This window comes from Yersinia sp. 1652 StPb PI (assembly GCF_041538345.1).
GTDB classification, from domain to species: Bacteria; Pseudomonadota; Gammaproteobacteria; order Enterobacterales; family Enterobacteriaceae; genus Yersinia; species Yersinia enterocolitica_E.
This window is the reverse complement of record NZ_JAULSM010000002.1, coordinates 78,005-99,016: the sequence shown is the minus strand read 5'-3', so window position 1 is coordinate 99,016 and position 21,012 is coordinate 78,005. Positions and strand designations below refer to the sequence as shown.

Genomic DNA, 21,012 nt, shown 5'->3' with positions numbered 1-21,012 from the left:
GCTTGCCGCCGGCCTGAATTTTGAAATCTATTATGTATAGCGAAAAGTTGCATCAAAAGGACACTGGTTATGGAGATGGATTTAGTTGTTACCCGTAACCTTCAAATGTTTATCCGCATGGCGGAATTGCCCTGCTCGGCAATCACCTCTCGCATGCAGTGGCAGATAGAAAAACGGATTATTTTCCTTGAGTGGCGAGCATCAAGGTTACTGCTCACTTGCGGTTTACAACAACGGCACTACAACCATGATGATCTGCTGCGGCTCCAGCAATGCTGGCGGCTTGAGCGATTTAATGGCGTGCCACAGCGTATCTACTTACTGAAAATGGGTATTATGGTCAGTTGCTCCCCGCCGGCATTGTCCGATGCTGAGTTTTGGTATCAGCTCTACCGGCAGCAGTGTGCCTTGCTGTGCCGCCTGCCGGGAGCATGTCCATGAGGCAATCGGCGTTGATACGTGGCTTGCTGATGATAACTGCGCGGCAGGATATTTTTCTGGCGATCATGCTATTGGTAGCGATCTTTATGATGATCCTGCCTCTGCCAACCGTGTTGGTAGATCTGCTGATTGCGATCAATCTGGCTTTCTCAGTCATCCTGCTAATGATCTCGATTTACCTGCGCGATCCACTCGAATTCTCGGTTTTCCCGTCGTTATTGCTGATTACCACGCTCTATCGCTTGGCGCTGACTATCAGTACTACGCGCTTAGTGCTGCTCCAGCATGATGCCGGTGAAATTGTCGAGGCATTCGGTCAGTTTGTGGTTGGCGGTAATCTGGCTGTGGGGTTGATCATTTTTACTATTATCACCGTGGTCCAGTTTATCGTGATTACCAAAGGCTCAGAGCGAGTGGCAGAGGTCAGCGCCCGTTTCTCGCTTGATGGCATGCCCGGTAAGCAAATGAGTATTGATGGTGATATGCGGGCGGGCGTGATTGATGCGGCCGAGGCCGGGCGGCTAAGGGATAGAGTACAAAAAGAGAGCCGGTTGTTTGGGGCGATGGACGGCGCGATGAAGTTCGTTAAAGGTGATGCTATTGCCGGGATTATTGTCATTCTGGTGAATATTATTGGCGGCATCACCATCGGTGTGCTGCAACATAATATGTCGGCGGAACAGGCGATGATCACCTATGCGGTGCTCTCGGTTGGCGATGGGCTATGTGCCCAAATCCCATCGTTACTTATCTCCATTACCGCTGGGATTATTGTGACCCGCGTTCCTGGCGGCGATAAGCAGAGTTTGGCTAAAGATCTGGCGGTACAAGTGGGGCGTCAGCCAGATGCTTTATGGTTAGCCGCCGCCATCCTGACTGTTTTTGCTTTGTTACCCGGTTTTCCATTCCTGATCTTTATCATACTGGCGGCGCTGGTGGCCGCGCCGGCCTTTTTACTCTATCGCAAGAATCAGTCAATACGGCACAGAGGTACGGTAACGGGGGCTGGTGACAGTGGCTTATCTGCGGACCATGCAATGACACCAGGAGCGGTACCCTTGATGTTGCATTGCGCGCCTAACCTGGATTATCCCGAGTTGGCCCGAGATATTGATAGCTTGCGTTGGCGCTGGTTTGAGCATCTTGGCGTGCCATTGCCGGAGGTGGAGATCCGCAGTGATCCTACCTTAATTGAGAACAGCTTATCGATCCGGGTCTATCAGGAGCAAGTGCTGGAACTGACATTACCATCAGATGAGTTGCTACTGACTCAGCCCAGTGCCCAGCTAGAGACGCGCAGCCAAAGGTTAGGCAGCAGAATGGGCACTTTTGAGTGGTTAGCCGCAGAGCAGGGCAGCCATGCCAGCATCCTGGGCATCCCATATGTACAAGGGCATAAACGTATTATCTCTTGCCTGACACGGGTATTCGAGCGACATACAGCCGAATTTATTGGTGTGCAGGAAACCCGTTATCTGATGGATGCGATGGAAGGGCGCTACGGGGAATTAGTGAAAGAACTACAGCGCCAGATGCCGCTGGGCAAAGTTGCAGAGATACTGCAACGGCTAGTGGAGGAGGATGTATCGATCCGGGATTTGCGCACCATTTTCGGCGCGCTGGTGGTCTGGGCACCGAAAGAGAAAGACAGTGTCATGTTAACCGAGTACGTGCGCATCGCCTTACGCCGCCATGTGTGTCGCCGGTTCAGTAAAAACAGCGTCTGGTTACCGGTATTGCGGCTGGGAGAGGGGGCTGAGAACTTGATTCGTGAATCCATTCGCCAAACCTCTGCGGGTGCTTACTCGGCGTTAGCCGATAAACACTCACGTTTGATCCTCGACAAGATAAAAGCCGCTGTTGCACAAAACAGTGATGTTGTCCTGCTGACCGCCATCGATGTACGGCGTTTTCTGCGCAAAATAGTTGAGCGGGATATTTTCACGCTGCCGGTACTTTCCTGGCAGGAATTGGGTGATGAGATGAATATCAAGGTGGCCGGCACTATTGAGTTGATTGGTGATGAACTTGATGAAGCTGCCTGATAGCGCAACACTAAGTGCTCAGTTGCATCAGCAATTGCGCTTATCGTCTCTGCCGCCGGATGGTATGGCCTATCGCGGGCCAATATTGGATGTTGGCCCAACCCTATTACGCGCCAATCTACCCGGTGTGGCGCTGGGGGAGTTATGCCGTATTGCGTCACCGGACATGCTGGCCGAAGTGGTCGCTATTGAACAACAGACCGCGTTGCTATCGCCATTCGCCTCTTCAGCCGGTTTGCGCAGCGGTCAGTGGGTGTCACCACTTGGGCATACCCACCGTGTCAAGGTGGGGCCATCACTGGTTGGGCGAGTTTTGGATGGTTTGGGTGTCGCCATGGATGGCGGCCCTCCGGTTATCGGGCATTGGCGTGAGTTGGATTGCCAACCCCCGGAGCCACTAACCCGCCAGCCGATTAGGCAAATACTGACCACCGGGATCCGGGCCATTGATGGCGTATTGAGCTGCGGTGAGGGGCAGCGAGTCGGTATTTTTGCGGCGGCAGGGGTCGGGAAAAGTAGCTTGCTGAGTATGCTCTGTGCGGGCAGCAATGCGGATGTCATGGTGTTGGCGTTAATTGGTGAACGTGGCCGTGAAGTGCGGGAGTTTCTTGACCAGGTGCTCACCCCTGAAACCCGTGCTCGCACCGTAGTGGTAGTCGCAACCTCTGATCGTCCGGCTCTGGAGCGGCTGAAGGGTATTTATACTGCTACTACCGTGGCCGAATACTTCCGTGAGCGCGGGTTGAAAGTGTTGTTAATGGTGGATTCGCTAACCCGCTATGCCAGAGCGGCCCGAGAAATAGGGCTGGCGGCCGGGGAACTGCCTGCGGCGGGCAGCTTCCCTCCCAGCGTCTTTGCGGCATTACCCCGCTTATTGGAGCGGGCCGGTAACAGTGAATGCGGCAGTATCACCGCTTTTTACACCGTACTGGTGGAAGGGGACGATATGAATGAGCCGGTGGCTGATGAAGTACGTTCGCTGTTGGATGGGCACATTGTGCTATCGCGCCGACTGGCCGGTGCCGGGCACTATCCGGCTATCGATATCGCCGCCAGTGTTAGCCGTATCATGCCGCAAATCGTCACGGTAGAACATCTGGCGCTGGCACAGAAACTGCGCCAAATACAAGCCTGCTATCAAGAGATCGAACTGTTGGTTCGCGTGGGTGAATATCAGGCGGGGCAAGACCCGCAGGCTGATGACGCACTGCAACGTTACCCGAAGGTCTGCGCCTTTTTGCAACAGGAGAACGTCTTATCGTGCCATCCCGACGCCGTCAGCCTCAACCACACCTTGGAACAACTCGGCCAAATAATCAATTGAACCACTCCGCGCTGGATATCTTGCAGCGCTTGCTCTGTTTACGGCAACGCAAAGAGCGCCGGTTACGCCAACAACTGTTCCGTTGGCAGCAACAACAGCAGCAGCAGGAACTGCAATTGATACAGTGCCGTCGCGAGCGCCATCAGTTATGTCAACAGTTACAACAGCTTGCGCAATGGCGCGGTAGGCTGCTCCCCGCACAAGCGGAGCAGCAGAGAGTTTTACAACATCAGATGTATCAGGCGGAGCGGCAGCAGCAAAAGCAAATTAGCGCGTTGCACGCTCTGGGGCTGCAACAACAGGACGCTATTGCAGCACAACAGGCGCTGATACGGAGTAATCAGCGTGAACAGGAAAAATTACGGATGTTAATAAAAGATGAGTCGAATCGATATTGAAGGTGCATTACCTCTGCTCAGTGAGCATTATTTGGGCGGGGATTCGCAGCCGCGGGTAGCTAATGAGAGACAAAAACAGCAATTTGCCCGTTATCTCTCTCCGCGCGTTCTTCCCATGGCGGAGATGACCGATGCAATTACCACGGTGAGAGACCGTGGCTTGATATCCACTGATTACTGCATTGCCAGTGGGCCGTTGCGTGGGACAAGGGTCAGTGTCAGCCTGGCTGTTCAGGGGTTAAATATTGTGCTCAGTCACACCAATGGTGAATTGGTTGAACGTTTGCAACGTATACAGTCGCGCTGGCAACGGCAACTGCACTTGTTAGGCTTCCCCTGCTGGTTGGAGGTCATCCATGTTCGAGAGTCTGACGGCTGAATTACGCCAACTCAGCGCCGTGATTGGCCATGGACGGCATTCGGCTGGGGTGTCTGCAACCTTCATCAAAGCTGGGGGAGAGGGGGTTTATCTGCCACTGCAATTTAATGGGCAGGAATGTGGTTTGTGGTTATCGCAGTCATGTTGGCAGCACTGGCTGGCCTATGCGCTGGCAACGGATGATGCTCCTCTTCTGGCGGCAGAATTGGTGAATGCAATGGCGCATTGGGCCGTCAGTCCACTGCTTGCGTCACTACCCGAGTTGGTCCTTCATGACATTACTCCTCAGGCGATGACACTGCTAACGCAGTGGGCGGTGGGGCTGACTTTCGAACTGGAAGGGCAGCAACTCAGTGTCGTGCTGTGTAACTGGCCGCCGGTGGCATTGATAGAAAGGTTATCTCACTGGCAGAGTGAGGCGCTACCCGCGCAGCAAGATGCTGTCTGGCAAGCTGGCTTAGTGGTTGGTTGGAGTCATTTATCCTTACACCAGTTGCAACAAATCAGGCCTGGAGATGGGGTGCGGATACTGGCAGCCGCTGAACTGGAACAGCGGAATTGTTGGTTATGGCCGATGGCATCCGCGCAGATTTATATCAAATTAGAGGATGGAAACAAAATGACAATTCAACAGGTTAATGACGATATTGACCGGTTGCTGGCGCTGGATATTGCCACTGTGACCCAAGAGCCACCGGCGGTGGCGCTAGAGCAATTACCGCAGACACTCGTCATGGAAATAGGGCGGTTGACACTGCCGCTGCGTGATATCAAACAGTTAGCCGTCGGGCAAACACTGGACTGTAAAACTGCCTTCTACGGCGAAGTGAATATTCGTTTGCACGGGCAATCGGTCGGCAGTGGCAGCCTGTTGTGTTGTGATGAGCAGTTAATTGTGCGCATTGAGCAATGGTTTCTCACCGCTCGTCCTTGAGAATGCGCTGCTGTTGGGCTGAGGCACTGAGGTTATTCAGGTCATGACCTGATTCCGGCTAAGGCGGGCTGGGCAAATACTGTGGGTATTGTTTTTACTCAACAGGCCAGCCTTTTGCGGAACCGATTATGGAGTTACTGAATTCGTCCTCTCAATTGATTGTCCTGCTTTTTTTGCTGTCGGTGCTGCCACTGCTGATGGTGATGGGCACTTCATTCCTCAAACTATCGATAGTTTTTTCTTTGTTACGCAATGCGCTGGGTGTTCAGCAGGTGCCTCCTAATATCGCTATTTATGGACTGGCCTTGGTGTTAACCATTTTCATCATGGCACCGGTTGGCTTAGATGTGCATGCCCGACTGCAAGATGAGCCGCTCCCCAACGACATTGGCGCTTTGCTACAGCAAATTGATGAGCATGCTCTGGCGCCATACCGCGATTTTTTACAACGTAATACCGATACAGAACAAGTCACTTTTTTTAACGATATCGTCCAAACCAAATGGCCCGAACGCTATCGCAATAGTGTAAAACCCAATTCACTGCTGATATTAATGCCCGCATTTACGCTAACCCAACTGACTGAAGCATTCAAAATCGGGTTGTTGCTCTATTTGCCGTTTGTGGCGATCGACTTAATTGTGTCCAATATTCTGTTGGCCATGGGCATGATGATGGTGTCACCCATTACCATTTCACTCCCATTCAAGTTATTGATTTTTATTCTTATTGATGGTTGGGGATTACTACTGGGTCAGTTGGTGGGGTCGTATTTATGACTCTCGACCGAGGGATGTATCAATGAGTAATGCCATTGTTGTTCATCTGGCGACCCAACTGTTATGGATAGTGTTACTGCTCTCGATGCCAGTGGTGGTGGTGGCCTCCGTGGTCGGGTTAATTGTCAGTTTGTTGCAGGCACTCACCCAAATCCAGGATCAGACATTACAATTTTTGATTAAATTACTGGCGGTGTCAGCCACGTTATTGATTACCTACCATTGGATGGGGTCGACACTGCTGAATTATACCCAGCAGACTTTTCTGCAAATCACCAGTATGCGGTCCTGAGATGCCAGACTCTCTGTACTGGCTTGAGGCGCTGGGGTTGGCGATGATGCGCCCTTACGGCATGTTGCTGATATTACCCCTGTTTACTGCGCGCAGTCTGGGCAGTAGCTTATTGCGTAACGGCCTGGTTTTTGCCATAGCTTTGCCGGTCACGCCACTGTTTTTCTCCCTGCCACTGATAACCCACGATAGCCTCATCGGTTGGTTTGGGGGGCTGTGTGTTGAGCTATTGATTGGGGTGATGATTGGCTTTGTCGCGGCGCTGCCTTTCTGGGCCATCGATATGGCGGGGTTCCTGATTGATACTCTGCGTGGTGCCACCATGTCCACTTTGTTTAACCCCAGTATGGGCATGGAATCCTCTATTTTTGGTGTGTTGTTTACGCAAATATTAACCGTACTGTTTTTATTATCTGGCGGTTTCAATCTGGTATTGGCAGCACTCTATGGCTCCTATGAGATTCTGCCTGCTGGCAGTGGTATTCGCCCCTCATCAGCGATGCTGCACTTTCTACAAAGTGAGTGGCTACTGATGCAGGAACTCTGTCTGAGCTTTGCGTTACCCGCGATGCTGGTGATGGTATTAGCTGATTTATCTTTAGGATTAATCAATCGCTCGGCACAACAACTGAATGTTTTCTTTCTGGCGATGCCGATTAAAAGCGCATTGGCTCTGCTTTTGTTACTGATTAGCCTGCCTTATGCCCTACATCACTATCTGGTGGGGATTAACCAGACCGAACAGAAGATAAACACACTTATCCCGTTGATCAATGGGGCTGCCGATGGGGGGTGAGAGCAGTGAAAAGAACGAAAAACCTACCGCGAAACGCCTGAAGGAAGCTCGGGAGAAAGGGCAGGTGATTAAAAGTGTTGAGATAACCTCCGGCGCCCAGTTAGTGGTGCTGGTGGTTTACTTTCTCCTGACCGGCTACACGTTGGTCGATCAGGCCGTCGCGCTTATCCGTAGTTCAATCAGCCAATTACAACAACCGTTGACCATGGCACTGGCCCGCATTGGTGCGGAGTGCATGGCAGTACTTATTCATATTATGGGGATATTAGGCGGTGCGCTGATTTTAGTCACCATTCTTGCCGGTATCGCGCAGGTCGGGCCGTTATTGGCAACCAAAGCGGTAGAGTTTAAAGGCGAACACATCAATCCAATCAATAATGCCAAACAATTATTCTCACTGCGCAGTGTGTTCGAGTTAATCAAATCTTTATTGAAAGTAGGGGTGCTCACGCTGATTTTCGGCTATTTATTGCTGCACTATGCGGTTTCTTTTGGTTATCTGGCTTACTGCGGAAGTCGCTGTGCGATCCCCGTCTTTGCCACATTAATGAGCTGGCTACTGGGTGCTCTGGTTACCTGTTATGTGGTTTTCTCTTTGATGGATTATGCCTTTCAACGCTATAACATCATGAAACAACTCAAAATGTCTCTGGAAGAAATCAAGCGGGAACATAAAGACAGCAACGGAGACCCACACATCAAACAGAAACGCCGCCAGTTACAGCATGAAGTGCAAAGTGGCAGTTTCGCAAAAAACGTCAGACGCTCTACCGCAGTGGTCCGTAATCCCACCCATTTTGCGGTTTGCCTGTTTTATCACGCTGATGATGCACCCTTGCCCGTGGTGATTGAAAAGGGTCATGGCGAACAGGCCGCGCTGATCATTGCATTAGCAGAGGAGCAGGGTATCCCGGTGGTAGAAAATATTGCGCTGGCACGGGCATTACACCGTGATGTGGCCTGTGGCGATACCATACCAGAGCAATTCTTCGAGCCGGTGGCGGCTATCCTGCGCTTGGCATTGGCATTGGATTACCAGTTGCCAGCGGGTGAAGATGGCTGATCGTGGATGTTTCCTGCCTCTCCGGCACTGTTACTGACGTAACCTTTGATTAACATCTAACTTACGTCACAACATACTTCATTGAATGGATAATTGGCTTATTATATCTAGGTCTATTTTATCGTCGCCGCGAATAGTCTTGATATCGCAAGTGACAGTATCTATTTGGAGGTGTCAGTGTGAGCTGGCAAGCATTTAAATCTCAATATCTGGTGCGCTTTTGGGCGCCACTACCGGCGGTCATTGCTGCTGGTATCTTATCGACTTATTACTTCGGCTTAACTGGCACCTTTTGGGCGGTGACTGGCGAGTTTACCCGCTGGGGAGGCCACCTCATGCAGTTGTTTGGCGCGCATCCGCAAGAGTGGGGTTACTTTAAAGTTATCGGATTGGAGGGGACGCCGTTAGATCGTATTGATGGCATGATGATTATCGGCATGTTTGCCGGGTGTATCGCGGCGGCTCTGTGGGCTAACAACGTTAAGTTGCGCAAGCCTCAACACGGTATTCGCATCGCACAAGCGCTGGTTGGCGGCATTATTGCGGGTTTTGGTGCTCGTCTGGCGATGGGCTGCAATTTGGCGGCTTTCTTTACCGGGATTCCACAGTTTTCACTACATGCCTGGTTCTTTGCCCTTGCGACGGCGGCCGGCTCCTACTTTGGTGCCAAATTTACGCTGTTACCTCTGTTTCGCATCCCGGTAAAGTTACAAAAAGTGACGGCTGCATCGCCCTTGACGCAGCATCCGGCCCGCGCCGCACGCCGTTTTCGCCTTGGTATGGTGGTGTTTGTTCTGGCACTAAGCTGGTCGTTGATTGAGCTGTTCCGTCAGCCAAAACTGGGCATCGCCATGTTGTGCGGTATTGGTTTTGGCTTGCTGATTGAACGTGCGCAAATTTGTTTTACCTCTGCGTTCCGTGACTTGTGGATAACCGGGCGTACTCACATGGCAAAGGCCATTATTCTTGGGATGGCGGTCAGTGCGATTGGTATTTTCAGTTATGTCCAACTGGGGGTAGCACCTAAGATTTTGTGGGCCGGGCCGAACGCGGTGATTGGCGGTTTGCTGTTTGGTTTTGGTATCGTGCTGGCCGGAGGCTGTGAAACCGGCTGGATGTATCGCGCGGTCGAAGGGCAGATTCACTATTGGTGGGTGGGGCTGGGTAACATTATCGGCGCGACCATTTTGGCCTATTATTGGGATGATTTCGCCCCTGCTTTGGCGACCAATTATGACAAGGTGAACTTGTTGCAGACCTTCGGGCCAATAGGCGGATTGTTGGTGACTTACCTGATGTTAGCCATTGCCTTTGCTGCCATGCTGTGGTGGGAAAAACGTTTCTTCCGTAAACAGAAAGCGGCCACATCCGTTCTGGCTAAGGAGCTACTATGAGTCATTCCTCATCGACAACGACCGTCATCGTACCTGATTACCGCTTGGATATGGTGGGTGAACCGTGCCCATATCCCGCGGTGGCGACGCTAGAAGCCATGCCGCAACTGAAGCCGGGCGAAATTCTGGAAGTGATCAGCGACTGTCCGCAATCGATTAATAATATCCCATTGGATGCGCGAAACTACGGCTATACCGTGCTGGATATTCAGCAGGACGGCCCTACGATTCGTTATTTGATTCAGCGCTGAGATAAGTAAGTCTATGGCTCTGATTTTTCCTTTGGGATTAATGCCTTATCTGCTCAGTGGCTGGGGTGTAATCTGAAAGTGTTTAGTTTGAGTGAGGCGAAATAAGTGATTAGGTGGCCATGAGCATTATTGTTATTAATAATACTCATGGTCTGCCCGATTAGTTCAACTCAGTTGCGGTTTTGCTGGGTGTTGCCACCGCAAGAGACACGCCTGCGGCCCTAAGCCGTTTTAATATGCTGAATAACAAAGAGCTTTTGGTATTACTGACCATTCGTGGACTGGGGACCAGACCGGTCACACTGAGGACAATACCGTCCGGGCTTAACTGACTGAATTTCACTGATGGAGCCGGGGTATCAAGTATCGACTCGTGTTCTTCATAAGCTTCTATCAACAGTGCCTGTGCCAGTTCAACATCCAAATCCAGCGGGAAGGTCAGGGCAATGGTCACCACCCCTTGAGCATTAGCCATGGTGGCGTTACGCACATTCTGCGAAATCAATTGGGAGTTCGGGACAATAACTGTTGAGCGGTCACTGAGTTGGATCTCGGTAGCGCGAACATTGATGCGGCGAATGTCCCCTTCAACCCCACTGATACTGATCAAATCCCCCACTTTGACTGGCCGTTCGGTCAGCAAAATAATGCCGGAAATAAAGTTCTTCACAATCTCCTGCAAGCCAAAGCCGATACCCACCGACAATGCACTGACAATCCAGGCTAATTTATTCCATTGGATGCCCAGTACCGATAAGGTCAGTAGAATCACCAGCACGTAACCGATGTTACTGAAAAGCGTTACCGCCGAGGTCTTTATACCGGAATCCATCTGGGTTTGTGGCAAGAACTCATTATTCAGCCAACGCCGTGCGGCTTTGAGCACGTATAAGCCGACCAGTAAGCAAACCAGCGCATTAAATAAGTTAGTGGGAACAATATTTAATTTTTCCAGCCCTTCGCCACTTAATAACTCTACCGCTTTTTGCAGTAGTGAAATCGGGGTAGTGGAACCAAAGGTGCCATTAAGTAATGCGATAATGGCCAACAATATCAGCAGTACTTTGCTGGAGGCGGAGAGTAACGTTGCGGCCTGGGCCAAATGGCGGTCATCAATATTCAGTGATTGTTTAATGGCTTTACCGGCGCTGCTGGTGGGCGAGAAAATGCTTTCTGCCAAATCAACACACAGATGAACTAATAAATATAAACAGGCGATGACCAGACAGCTCCACACCAACTTGTAACTTAAGAATTTCGCCAGTGCGATATAACCGACTAACAATGACAGTAATATGGCTATTGCCGTAATGCCGATGGCGAAATGAATCAATCCCGCCAGCGTGGAATAGGCTTCAGGTTTTTCGCCATTTACCACCAGATTACGCCGTACCCGATTAGCACGTAACGGAATAATCGCCGCAGTAAGCGCTACCAGCAGCGCCGAAATACCATTACTAAAAATGGCCCCAGACACACTGATATTGATCATATTGTTCATCTGATCAAGGGCACCAAAAATCATGATGCAACTGGCTAGCAGAGGGGGGAATAGTCTCAGTGATGTGGCCACTTCATCAGCGATGGCAGGCAACCGCCATGAGGGGCGTTGGTTGGATAAAAATGCCCGCCCAAGGCCCGCGATTAAAGCTGAGAAGAACATGAGCTGAACAAATGCCAGCGCAAAATCCATCACTACCTGTGAGACATCCGGCGTGCGGGTAAAGGTTTGAGTGATACATTGCGCCACTGTGACGGTGATCAACACCGTACAAAGCGTGGTGGCTGAGGCCATAAAGCTGCGGCGTAGCGGGCCTGGTGGTAAGCATTTGGTACAAAACCAGGCGGTCAGCACATCGAGAAATTTAAAACCAAATATGCTGATTAAGAGTGCTAGCAGCAGATACATCGTGGTGCCGAAACGCCATTCGGGTTCCCAGGCGGCGCTCCAGGCATCGGCCAGTTCTTGGGTAAAATCTTTCAGTCGGCGGTCATCGTCAACATTGGGATTGACGATCGGTGCCCAGAAGTTCGCCCCCAAAATGCTGCCAGAATTTAAGGCAATTTGTGATTTCAACGCGGTGCGCCGTAACGCGATGATCTGTGTTGCCAGGTTTTCCGCGTTGGTTTTGATAGCTTGGGCCTGATCATTCTGGCCATCTAACTGGATTTTACGGGTATTCAATATCCGCCGCTGCTGGGCGACTACCGGGGTCTCTGCCAATGCTCCGGCGGCAGGTAACGGGCCTAAAACCTCCAACTGTGTTTGCAGTTGTTCCCGCTTGGGCTTCAGGTCGGCTATCAAGATATCAGCATCACGCGCCAGTGCCAGTGCGGTCTCGTTTAGCACACTCAACTGGTTATCGGAGGTACTGGCAGAGACACTCTGTTTCAGCTTATCCAACTGTTTTTGTAGGCTAATCAGTTGTACTGATACTGCCGGTTTTACTGGCGCCTCACTGTTTTCAGCCGCAGCATCTGATGCTATGGCGGCAACGCTGGTACCTGATATTGACGCAAAAATAAGCGTTAGCAGCAGCCACAGCAGCGGATAATTTCTACGTGCAACAACGTACCCAATCTTTTTCATAAAACCGATCAGCCTGAAAGTGAGTGCCACAATTAACCCAAAAATCCGATAGGTGTGCTGTTAAAGCCAGCCTGACCGCCATTGTGGCACATTCTGCACGTTACGGAATAATCTTACTCCGATAATTACTCCTCCCTCTCAAATGATAAAGATAATAATTATCATTGAAATTAACACTCTCATTTAATAGATTGTGCGCTGAACTTATGGACCCACGATATGTGGCACGCAGGCAATATTATTGCGCTGTGAAATAGCAATGGATGCTGGTTATAACCATCTATTTTATATGCCTAATTATCTGGGGAAGATAACTATGTTTTCGGTTTTTGTAATAAAGCGTTCTGCTGTTTTATGTTCATTGGCGATGTGTATTCCTTTCGCTTCGCTGGCTGAAGATACGATAGAAGTCACGGCCAAAGCAGGTAATGCTGCTGATCTCCCGACCTCGGGCTACACCGCGACAACCACCAAAGGGGCGACTAAAACGGATCAACCCTTAATTCTTACCGCCCAGGCGGTATCGGTGGTGACGCGTCAGCAGATGGATGACCAAAATGTCGCTACGATTAATCAGGCGCTGAATTACACTCCTGGCGTGTTCACCGGTTTTTCCGGCGGAGCCAACCGCTATGACACCATCGCACTGCGGGGTTTCCATGGCGGTGATGTGAACAATACCTTCCTTGATGGTCTGCGCTTACTCAGTGACGGCGGCAGCTTTAACGTGTTGCAAGTAGACCCGTGGTTCCTGGAGCGCATTGATGTCATCAAAGGCCCCTCTTCGGCACTGTATGGTCAGAGTATCCCCGGTGGTGTGGTGATGATGACATCTAAACGCCCACAGTTTACTTCTGAAGGCCATTTCCGCCTGACGGCCGGTAATAACAATACACAAGCGGTTGCCTTTGATTATACCGATGCTATATCCGAGCATTGGGCGTTTCGCCTCACCGGGATTACCCGTAACAGTGACACCATGTACGACCATCAGCGTGAAGAACGCTATGCCATCGCACCCTCATTATTGTGGCAGCCGGATGAGAATACCTCTTTGTTATTGCGGGCTAATTTGCAAAAAGACCCTTCTGGTGGTTACCACAGTTCGGTGCCGGCTGATGGCAGCATCTATGGGCAGAAATTAAGCCGTGGCTTCTTTGATGGCGAAAGTAACCACAATGTATTTAAACGTTGGCAGCAAATCTATAGCTATGAATTTTCACATAAATTTGATGATGTTTGGTCATTCCGCCAGAATGCCAGTTACACCCATTCCAATACTCAGTTAGAACAGGTTTATCAGGGAGGATGGAATAGCGATCGCACTCTGATGAATCGCTATTATTCCGGTGAGGATTCCTCGCTCAACGCGTTTGCTATTGATAACCAACTGGGTGCTGATTTTGCTACCGCCGCAGTTGAACATAAGGTGATGCTGGGCTTTGATTTCCAGAAGTTCAGCAATAATCTGCGCAGCGACAGCGCTTTTGCGACCACACTGAACCCTTACACCGGTATTTCGGCGGGGAGCACGCTTTATAGCGATTATCTGCTGACCACTCCGGGCATCAACACCTCCTATTTAAACCGCCGCTATGAACAGAGTGGCATCTATTTGCAAGATGAAATGACGCTGGATAATTGGCACCTGAATCTATCAGGCCGTTATGACCGGATGAAAACTGAAAACATTAATAAGACTGCCAATAGCACCGATGAACGTACCGATAAACATGCCAGTGGGCGCGCGGCATTACTGTATAGCTTCGACAGCGGCATTTCACCCTATGTCAGCTACAGTCAGGCCATCACGCCAAGTCTGTTCCCGGATGCCCAACAAAACTTATTGAAACCGATGACCAGCGAGCAGTATGAAGTCGGTATCAAATATCAGCCGCCGGGCAGCACTTCACTCTATTCCGCCGCTTTATATGACCTGACACAAAATGATGTGGCAAACCGTGCCGTGCCGGCGACCTATTTTGTGCCAGCCGGTAAAGTTAATTCACAGGGGTTGGAACTGGAGGCCAGAAGCCAGGTTAATGACCGGTTAAGTGTGATTGCGGGCTATACCTATAATCGGGTGAAATTCAAAGATGCTATTGATGGTAATGATGGCAATACACCAGTATTAGCGCCGTCAAATATGGCATCACTGTGGGCGCAATATGAAGCAGGTTACGGCATCAATATTGGTGCGGGTATCCGCTATATTGGCAAGCAGTGGGCTGATGATGCTAATACTTTGCGCGTCCCCTCTTATACACTGGGCGATGCCTCTGTCCGTGCTGATTTAGGCACTTGGGCTGCGTCGTTGAAAGGGGCATTTGTTCAATTGAATGTGAATAATATCGCCGACAAAAAATACGTCGCAGCCTGTTACAACACCTCTTATTGCTACTGGGGTGCTGAGCGCTCAGTGCTGGCAACCGTCGGTTATGATTTCTAACTAATAATACTGGCTTCGGTACGGTATTACACCGAAGCCAGTCTATTCAGCTTTAAGCTTATTTACTGCCATGAGAACCCTAACTCAGCGCCAGAACGGGCGGCTGTAATCCCGTTTGATATCATCCCGGCTTAGGCCAATATCCTTTAATTGATCTGAATTCAATCTTGACAGTGTATTCGCGGTTTTACGTCGTTCATTGCACTGGTATAGGTATCTGTATGCTTTCAGCCACACTTGAATAAAAATATTGTGGCGGCTTTTCGTTGCTCGAGCAGCCGATAAACAACATTCATCTATTTGATCTTCAATTATATTATTCATCACCGACTCCCCGTCATTAGGTGAGCCACTAGCATGAAACTTTGGCGAAAAACATTACAGATGCAAATGGGGACTATTATTTCCATACAGATATGCGATATATAAACTGAATGGTACAAATAAGCGCCATCTGTACTGGTCCCACTCAATTTATCAGGTGATATCAATGACTCGTTACCAACAACTGGCTGATATTCTTAGTCAACGGATTAAAGAGGGGCTGTATATTGCAGGGGAGCGGCTGCCTTCTGTCAGAGTATTGAGTGACGAGCATGGTGTCAGTATCAGTACCGTCCAGCAGGCTTATCGGCAGCTGGAAGAGTGCCTGCTAATTGAAGCGCGCGCGAAATCGGGCTATTTCGTGCGTTGCAGTTCAAACCTGCCTTCCTTACCGGCGACATGCACCCATGCCCAGCGGCCGGTAGAGGTATCACAGTGGGAAAATACGCTGGCATTTTTGACCAGGGGCGATCAAGCGAATGTTATCCATTTGGGCGTCGGTTCGCCCGACCTGTCTGGGCCGGGACTAAAAATACTCAGTCGATTGCTTAGCCGAATTAGCCTACACCAAAGCGAGGAAGTGCTGGAGTACGACAATATTTATGGTACCCCGGTTTTGCGTGAGCAAATTGCCCGGCTGATGCTGGATAGCGGTAATCATCAGTCGGCTGAAAATATCATTATTACTTCTGGCTGCCATGGCGCATTGGCTATCGCATTGGGGGCGGTTTGTCAGGCCGGTGATATTGTTGCTATCGATTCCCCCAGTTTTCACGGTGCGATGCAAACCCTGAAAGGGATGGGAATGAAGGTGATTGAGATCCCGACCGATCCGGTGGTGGGGATCAGTCTGGAGGCATTGGAAATGGCACTGGATCAATGGCCGATCAAAGTGATTCAGCTTACTCCAACCTGCAATAACCCTCTGGGTTACAATATGCCGGACGAACGCAAGAAGGCTTTACTGACCTTGGCTCAGCGCTATGATGTGGCGATTATTGAAGATGATGTATATGGCGGGTTGGCTTATCAATATCCGCGCCCACCGACCATTGCCTCATTTGATGATGATGGTCGGGTACTGCTGTGCAGTTCTTTTTCTAAAACGGTGGCACCTGGTTTACGCATTGGTTGGATTGCACCGGGGCGCTATTTAGAGAAAGCGCTGCACATGAAATATATTTCTGCCGGGCGGGTGGCGTCGTTGCCACAACTGGCGATGGCTGAGTTTATCAAGCAAGGGCATTACATGCAGCACTTGCGCCGGATGCGCCGCCAATATCAACGTAACCGCGATATTATGACCGGTTGGGTAATGAAATACTTTCCACCGAGTACCTGTCTGAGCAGGCCGCAGGGCAGCTTTATGCTCTGGGTCGAATTGCCTCATGGATTTGATAGCTTGCGGCTTAATCGCTGCTTATTACCACAGGGGGTACAGGTTGCCGCTGGGTTTATTAGTTCAGCTTCAGGGAAATACCGCAATTGCCTGCGGCTCAGCTACAGCAAACCAATGACCGCAGAAATCGAACGGGCAGTGCAAATCGTTGGTAAGGCAATTTATGAATTGTTGGCTGATGCAGAACCGCAGGTGGTGTTAGAAAAGCAAAGCTAGCCTTAGACGGGTGAGGCTAATGACAAAGTGTCGGCGGTGCAGAGAATAGGCAGATGGTAAAATCGCCCTTGGTGGTTCGAGCTGCGCCATCCCAGGCGCGACGTTTTACTCTTTTGCCTATTCTCACGGCTTCAGATCGCATCATCGTGATTTGTCGGCAGTCTGACTGGCCGCTCGCTTTGAGCCTCGCAATGTGTATCATTTACTGGCGCAGATAGATCTGTGGTAGTGCGGTTTCAGGGTGGCGTGAAATCCCCAAATCTGCCTGATACCAGCGAGTCAGCGTCTCGGCATTGAGCACTTCCGCTGGTGTGCCACAGGCCACCAGTTCGCCCTGTGCTAGCAGCAAAATACGATCGGCATAGAGTGCGGCCAGATTCAAATCATGTAACACGCAGCACACCGCCAAGGGTTCTTGGTGGGTGAGCTGGCGCAATAGGCGCAGGGTATGCTGTTGATGATACAAATCTAATGCGGAGGTCGGTTCGTCAAGGAACAACCAGCGTGGTGTCGGTTGTGGTTGCCACAATTGTGCTAATACGCGGGCTAATTGTACCCGTTGTTGCTCACCACCAGACAGTGCGCGATAGTCACGTTGTGCCAGTGACAAACAGTCGGTTTGAGCCATCACCTCTTCTAAAGCTTGCCTATTTTGTGCCGCGCCATAAGGGGCACGGCCCATCTGAATCACTTCGCTAACACTAAATGGAAAAGCCAGACTGCTGTATTGCCGCATGACTGCACGGGTACGGGCCAATTCCTGCGGCTGCCAGCTCTTCAGATCTTTGCCAAGCAATTGGCACTCACCATCAGAAGGGGTGAGGTAACCGGTTAACAAGCGCAGCAGGGTTGATTTCCCCGCGCCGTTCGGCCCGATAATAGCTACCATTTCGCCGCTGGCAATTTGTAGCGAAACATTCTTGATTAGCCTCTGGCCCTGCACATGATAGGCGAGCTGATTAGCCTCCAATAACGCCGTCGGTGTTACTGCCTGATTAACCCCAGCTATATTAAGCCCTGCTATATCAACCACTGAGTTGCTCCCGCTGACGTAAAATCAGCCATAGAAAATAAGGGCCACCCAGTAGGCTGGTTATCAACCCGACCGGCATTTCAGCCGGGGCGACTAAGGTACGGGCCAGAGTATCGGCGGTCAGTAATAGACAAGCCCCACCCAGTGCGGCACCGGGCAGCAACCAGCGGTGGTCAGCACCGATACGCATGCGGATAAGATGTGGCACGACCAGCCCGATAAAACCGATAACTCCACTGACAGCCACCGCGGCACCGATCAAGATGGCGCTCAGTAATAGCAAACGCAGCTTGGCTTGGCGTACATTAACACCGAGGTAGTGTGCCTCTTCATCTCCTAGCTGCAACAGATTTAACTGACGCGCCTGTAATAATCCAAGAACACAGGCGGGTAGGATCAAAGAAGCCGCCACCATCAGTGTTGACCATTGAGCCTGGCCTAAACTCCCCATACTCCAGAGTGAGAACTGGCGTAATTGCTGGTCATCACTGATATAAGTCAGCACCCCGACCGCCGCACCACACAGCGCATTAATGGCGATACCAGCCAGTAGCAGGCGGGATAAGTTGCCATGGCCCCAGCGGCTGAGGGTAAAAATAATGGCTGAGATGGCCAGGCTGCCAATAAACGCGCCGACCATATGACTGTAAAGTGCTAATAGTGGCGGCAGGCTGAATGGCATGACAATAATTAGCCCGACGCACAAAGCGGCACCACTACTGATACCCAATAGGCCGGGGTCAGCCAGCGGGTTACGGAATAACCCTTGCATGATGGCACCGGAAACCGCCAGCGCGCAGCCGACAACCACCGCCAACAACACGCGCGGCAGGCGGATATTCAGCCAGATATGCCACATGGCATCATCTAATGATGCATGCCACAAGGTACGGAACGAGAGTGTCAAAGCCCCCATATTGGCCGAGCCGAGTGCTAATAAGATTAGAACCATCAGTAAGATGCTCAGCATCAGGCGTGGATGGATACGGCAATTCATTGCGCTTGTTCCATGCCTTTGCGCAGCAGCGTCAGCACTTGCGGCGTTTCCAAGCCAAAGCCAAGTAATGCCATGTCGTCCACCACTAATAGGCGCTTATGTTGACCCGCGGGTGTCAGGGCTATACCGGGTAATTTCCAGACCCCTTCATTGCCACCCAGTGCTTTCACACCGGCACTGGTAATCAGCAATAAGTCCGGTGCACTGGCGATAACCCCCTCTTGTGACAGTGGGCGGTAGCGGCTAAAGCCTTGCATGGCATTGTTACCACCGGCGGCACGGATCATGGCATCTGCGGCAGTATTTTGACCGGCAGCCATCGGTGTCAGGCCACCGTGACTCATAACAAACAGCACTTTTACCGGCAGTGGCGTACTGCTCACCGCAGCTAAACGTTGTTGGTAGTCCTTAATCAGTTTTTGGCCTTGTTCTGGCTGATGAAGCGCTGTGGCGACCGCACTAATCTTCGCCGTTACACTTTCCGGCGTGGTTTGTCCCGGTACGGTAACCACGTTAACCCCGCTGTCGGCAACCTGTTTGAGTACCAATGAGGGTTGAGCCAGTGCGCTGACCAACAGCATGGTCGGTTTCATCGCCAAAATCCCTTCGGCATTGAGCATTCGCATGTACCCCACGTCAGGCAGCTTTTGCACTGCCTGCGGTTGTAGACTGGTGCTGTCACGCGCCACAATCTCGCCACCAGCACCGAGTGCATAGGCGATTTCTGTTACATCACCACCAATGGTGACAATACGTTCTGCGGCGAATGTATTTAGCGGCAGAATACCGGCGCTCAGTGACAGAATGAAAGGGAGTGACAGCAGCCTTAGTCTCATGCAGCGATATCCTTATTGATCAGGCGGGCAATCTGCTCACGCCATTGATTTTGTTCTGATTGCCCTTCGGTGCGTTGGCCATAAAGTTGAGCAAGTTGGGTACCATCGGCGGCAAACAGTTCCAAACTGGTGACAAACCCATCTTTGGTTGGTTTACGGGTGATCCAGCTTTCAGCAATAGCAGTTTCAATCAGATGCAGCGTAAAGCGTTTATTGAAAACGTTAATCCAGTCTTGATGCGGGGCCACTTTCTCAATTAAACCGGTGAAAATTTGCACGCAGCCGCGGTTACCCACAAAAATCATGATTTCGTTCTGATCCTGCTGGGCGATATTCAGTAGTTGTGTCAGTGAACGGTTATCAACACGATAGGCGAGATCATCCCCGACGGCGCGGAATGCTTGCTGGCGGGTCAAATTATTGCGCTTAAGCAACTGGAAGAATTGGTGTACATCGGTCATGGCACGCCATTCGGTATCCACGGTGGCATCATCAACTGTTGGCTCGGCCACTTCAGGTGTGCTCAGTGCTTCTAATGGCAACGCTGGGTTTTCTGTACTGATAAACTTCGCCAGCACGGCTTGCCAAGCCACCCTATCCGTCTGTTCAGTAGCATAGACTTTATGTAACGCATCACCCTGCTGGTCAAAGAACTGGATACTATGGCGCACGCCGTGGCGTGTCTCTTCTGACAGTGTGAATGCACTGGTCCACTGATTGAGGAACAACCGCAAATCCAATTCACGCGGGTTAAGGATTAAACCCGCATGACCGTTCAGATGTTGATTCTGGTAACGGCCCATCTGCTCATGCACGGCATAGGTGTTGCGGGTGATAGCTTTGGCTTCCCCCACCGTCTCCAATGCGGCCAGTAGGGTGCGGGCATCACCTTGTAAGCGTTTTGCATCATGACCCACACGGCTATGAGTCAGTTCCGCTTCTGAAATACCCATTAGTGTCGCTAAATCACGCGCGTATTTGCCTGGGTTATCCGCTTTGGCTTGTATGTACTGCTCATATATAGATTTGCTCATTGATGACATCCTCGTTCTATTGATTTTTTATATGCAGG

20 protein-coding genes are annotated in these 21,012 nt (G+C 50.8%); 14 read left to right on the top strand and 6 right to left on the bottom strand.

The window, feature by feature from the left end; all coding sequences use genetic code 11:
- Positions 1-69 precede the first annotated feature (69 nt).
- From Q2T71_RS17030 to yedF, 12 genes are all read left to right on the top strand, one after another.
- On the top strand, positions 70-441 hold the full coding sequence (locus Q2T71_RS17030; protein ID WP_372559978.1) for a type III secretion system protein: 372 nt from the start codon (positions 70-72) through the stop codon (positions 439-441).
- A complete protein-coding gene (locus tag Q2T71_RS17025; protein WP_372559977.1) occupies positions 438-2,486 on the top strand; it encodes an EscV/YscV/HrcV family type III secretion system export apparatus protein in 2,049 nt (682 codons plus the stop codon). Before Q2T71_RS17030 ends, Q2T71_RS17025 begins: the two co-directional genes overlap by 4 nt.
- A complete protein-coding gene (locus tag Q2T71_RS17020; protein ID WP_372559976.1) occupies positions 2,473-3,810 on the top strand; it encodes an EscN/YscN/HrcN family type III secretion system ATPase in 1,338 nt (445 codons plus the stop codon). Before Q2T71_RS17025 ends, Q2T71_RS17020 begins: the two co-directional genes overlap by 14 nt.
- Positions 3,807-4,208: a type III secretion protein gene (locus Q2T71_RS17015; RefSeq protein ID WP_372560663.1), complete on the top strand. Its 402-nt coding sequence runs from the start codon at positions 3,807-3,809 to the stop codon at positions 4,206-4,208. Before Q2T71_RS17020 ends, Q2T71_RS17015 begins: the two co-directional genes overlap by 4 nt.
- On the top strand, positions 4,189-4,587 hold the full coding sequence (locus Q2T71_RS17010; protein ID WP_372559975.1) for a hypothetical protein: 399 nt from the start codon (positions 4,189-4,191) through the stop codon (positions 4,585-4,587). The genes Q2T71_RS17015 and Q2T71_RS17010 overlap by 20 nt, the downstream gene beginning before the upstream one ends.
- On the top strand, positions 4,565-5,521 hold the full coding sequence (locus Q2T71_RS17005; protein WP_372559974.1) for a YscQ/HrcQ family type III secretion apparatus protein: 957 nt from the start codon (positions 4,565-4,567) through the stop codon (positions 5,519-5,521). Before Q2T71_RS17010 ends, Q2T71_RS17005 begins: the two co-directional genes overlap by 23 nt.
- Positions 5,522-5,649: 128 nt before the next feature.
- Complete coding sequence (gene sctR, locus Q2T71_RS17000) at positions 5,650-6,300, top strand: type III secretion system export apparatus subunit SctR (protein ID WP_372559973.1); 651 nt, start codon at positions 5,650-5,652, stop codon at positions 6,298-6,300.
- 22 nt (positions 6,301-6,322) lie between these two features.
- Entirely contained in the window at positions 6,323-6,592 is a 270-nt protein-coding gene (locus tag Q2T71_RS16995; RefSeq protein WP_050085721.1) for an EscS/YscS/HrcS family type III secretion system export apparatus protein, read from the top strand.
- A gap of 1 nt (position 6,593) precedes the next feature.
- On the top strand, positions 6,594-7,388 hold the full coding sequence (sctT, locus tag Q2T71_RS16990) for a type III secretion system export apparatus subunit SctT (protein ID WP_372559972.1): 795 nt from the start codon (positions 6,594-6,596) through the stop codon (positions 7,386-7,388).
- Positions 7,378-8,451 carry an EscU/YscU/HrcU family type III secretion system export apparatus switch protein gene (locus Q2T71_RS16985; RefSeq protein WP_372559971.1) on the top strand — a complete coding sequence of 358 codons (1,074 nt, stop codon included), beginning with the start codon at positions 7,378-7,380 and terminating at the stop codon, positions 8,449-8,451. The genes sctT and Q2T71_RS16985 overlap by 11 nt, the downstream gene beginning before the upstream one ends.
- Before the next feature lie 179 nt (positions 8,452-8,630).
- Positions 8,631-9,845, top strand: a complete 1,215-nt coding sequence (gene yedE / locus Q2T71_RS16980; protein ID WP_372559970.1) for a selenium metabolism membrane protein YedE/FdhT — start codon at positions 8,631-8,633, stop codon at positions 9,843-9,845.
- Positions 9,842-10,096 (top strand): sulfurtransferase-like selenium metabolism protein YedF, encoded by a 255-nt coding sequence (gene yedF, locus Q2T71_RS16975; RefSeq protein ID WP_083161077.1) that lies wholly within the window; start codon positions 9,842-9,844, stop codon positions 10,094-10,096. The genes yedE and yedF overlap by 4 nt, the downstream gene beginning before the upstream one ends.
- A gap of 160 nt (positions 10,097-10,256) precedes the next feature.
- On the opposite strand, the gene Q2T71_RS16970 is transcribed toward yedF, so the two are convergent.
- Positions 10,257-12,716 (bottom strand): DUF3772 domain-containing protein, encoded by a 2,460-nt coding sequence (locus Q2T71_RS16970; protein WP_372559969.1) that lies wholly within the window; start codon positions 12,714-12,716, stop codon positions 10,257-10,259.
- A gap of 286 nt (positions 12,717-13,002) precedes the next feature.
- On the opposite strand from Q2T71_RS16970, the gene Q2T71_RS16965 reads away from it, so the two are divergent.
- Positions 13,003-15,135, top strand: a complete 2,133-nt coding sequence (locus tag Q2T71_RS16965) for a TonB-dependent siderophore receptor (protein ID WP_372559968.1) — start codon at positions 13,003-13,005, stop codon at positions 15,133-15,135.
- Between the two features lie 84 nt (positions 15,136-15,219).
- Here Q2T71_RS16965 and Q2T71_RS16960 read toward each other — a convergent pair whose 3' ends face one another.
- Positions 15,220-15,459, bottom strand: coding sequence for a DUF1127 domain-containing protein (locus tag Q2T71_RS16960; protein ID WP_372559967.1), 240 nt, complete (start codon positions 15,457-15,459; stop codon positions 15,220-15,222).
- Between the two features lie 166 nt (positions 15,460-15,625).
- On the opposite strand from Q2T71_RS16960, the gene Q2T71_RS16955 reads away from it, so the two are divergent.
- Entirely contained in the window at positions 15,626-17,074 is a 1,449-nt protein-coding gene (locus Q2T71_RS16955; RefSeq protein WP_372559966.1) for a PLP-dependent aminotransferase family protein, read from the top strand.
- Positions 17,075-17,276: 202 nt separating this feature from the next.
- Here the strand turns inward: Q2T71_RS16955 and Q2T71_RS16950 are convergent, their stop codons facing one another.
- Genes Q2T71_RS16950 through Q2T71_RS16935 form a run of 4 tightly spaced genes read right to left on the bottom strand, consistent with a single transcriptional unit; the run spans position 17,277 to position 20,974 of the window.
- Positions 17,277-18,083, bottom strand: a complete 807-nt coding sequence (locus Q2T71_RS16950) for a heme ABC transporter ATP-binding protein (protein ID WP_372560662.1) — start codon at positions 18,081-18,083, stop codon at positions 17,277-17,279.
- A 16-nt stretch (positions 18,084-18,099) separates the two neighbouring features.
- Positions 18,100-19,104 carry an iron ABC transporter permease gene (locus Q2T71_RS16945; RefSeq protein WP_083161071.1) on the bottom strand — a complete coding sequence of 335 codons (1,005 nt, stop codon included), beginning with the start codon at positions 19,102-19,104 and terminating at the stop codon, positions 18,100-18,102.
- The gene (locus tag Q2T71_RS16940) at positions 19,101-19,940 is read right to left on the bottom strand and encodes a hemin ABC transporter substrate-binding protein (protein WP_372559965.1); all 840 of its coding nucleotides are present in this window, start codon (positions 19,938-19,940) and stop codon (positions 19,101-19,103) included. The genes Q2T71_RS16945 and Q2T71_RS16940 overlap by 4 nt, the downstream gene beginning before the upstream one ends.
- Entirely contained in the window at positions 19,937-20,974 is a 1,038-nt protein-coding gene (locus tag Q2T71_RS16935) for a hemin-degrading factor (RefSeq protein ID WP_372559964.1), read from the bottom strand. Before Q2T71_RS16935 ends, Q2T71_RS16940 begins: the two co-directional genes overlap by 4 nt.
- Positions 20,975-21,012: the final 38 nt, after the last annotated feature.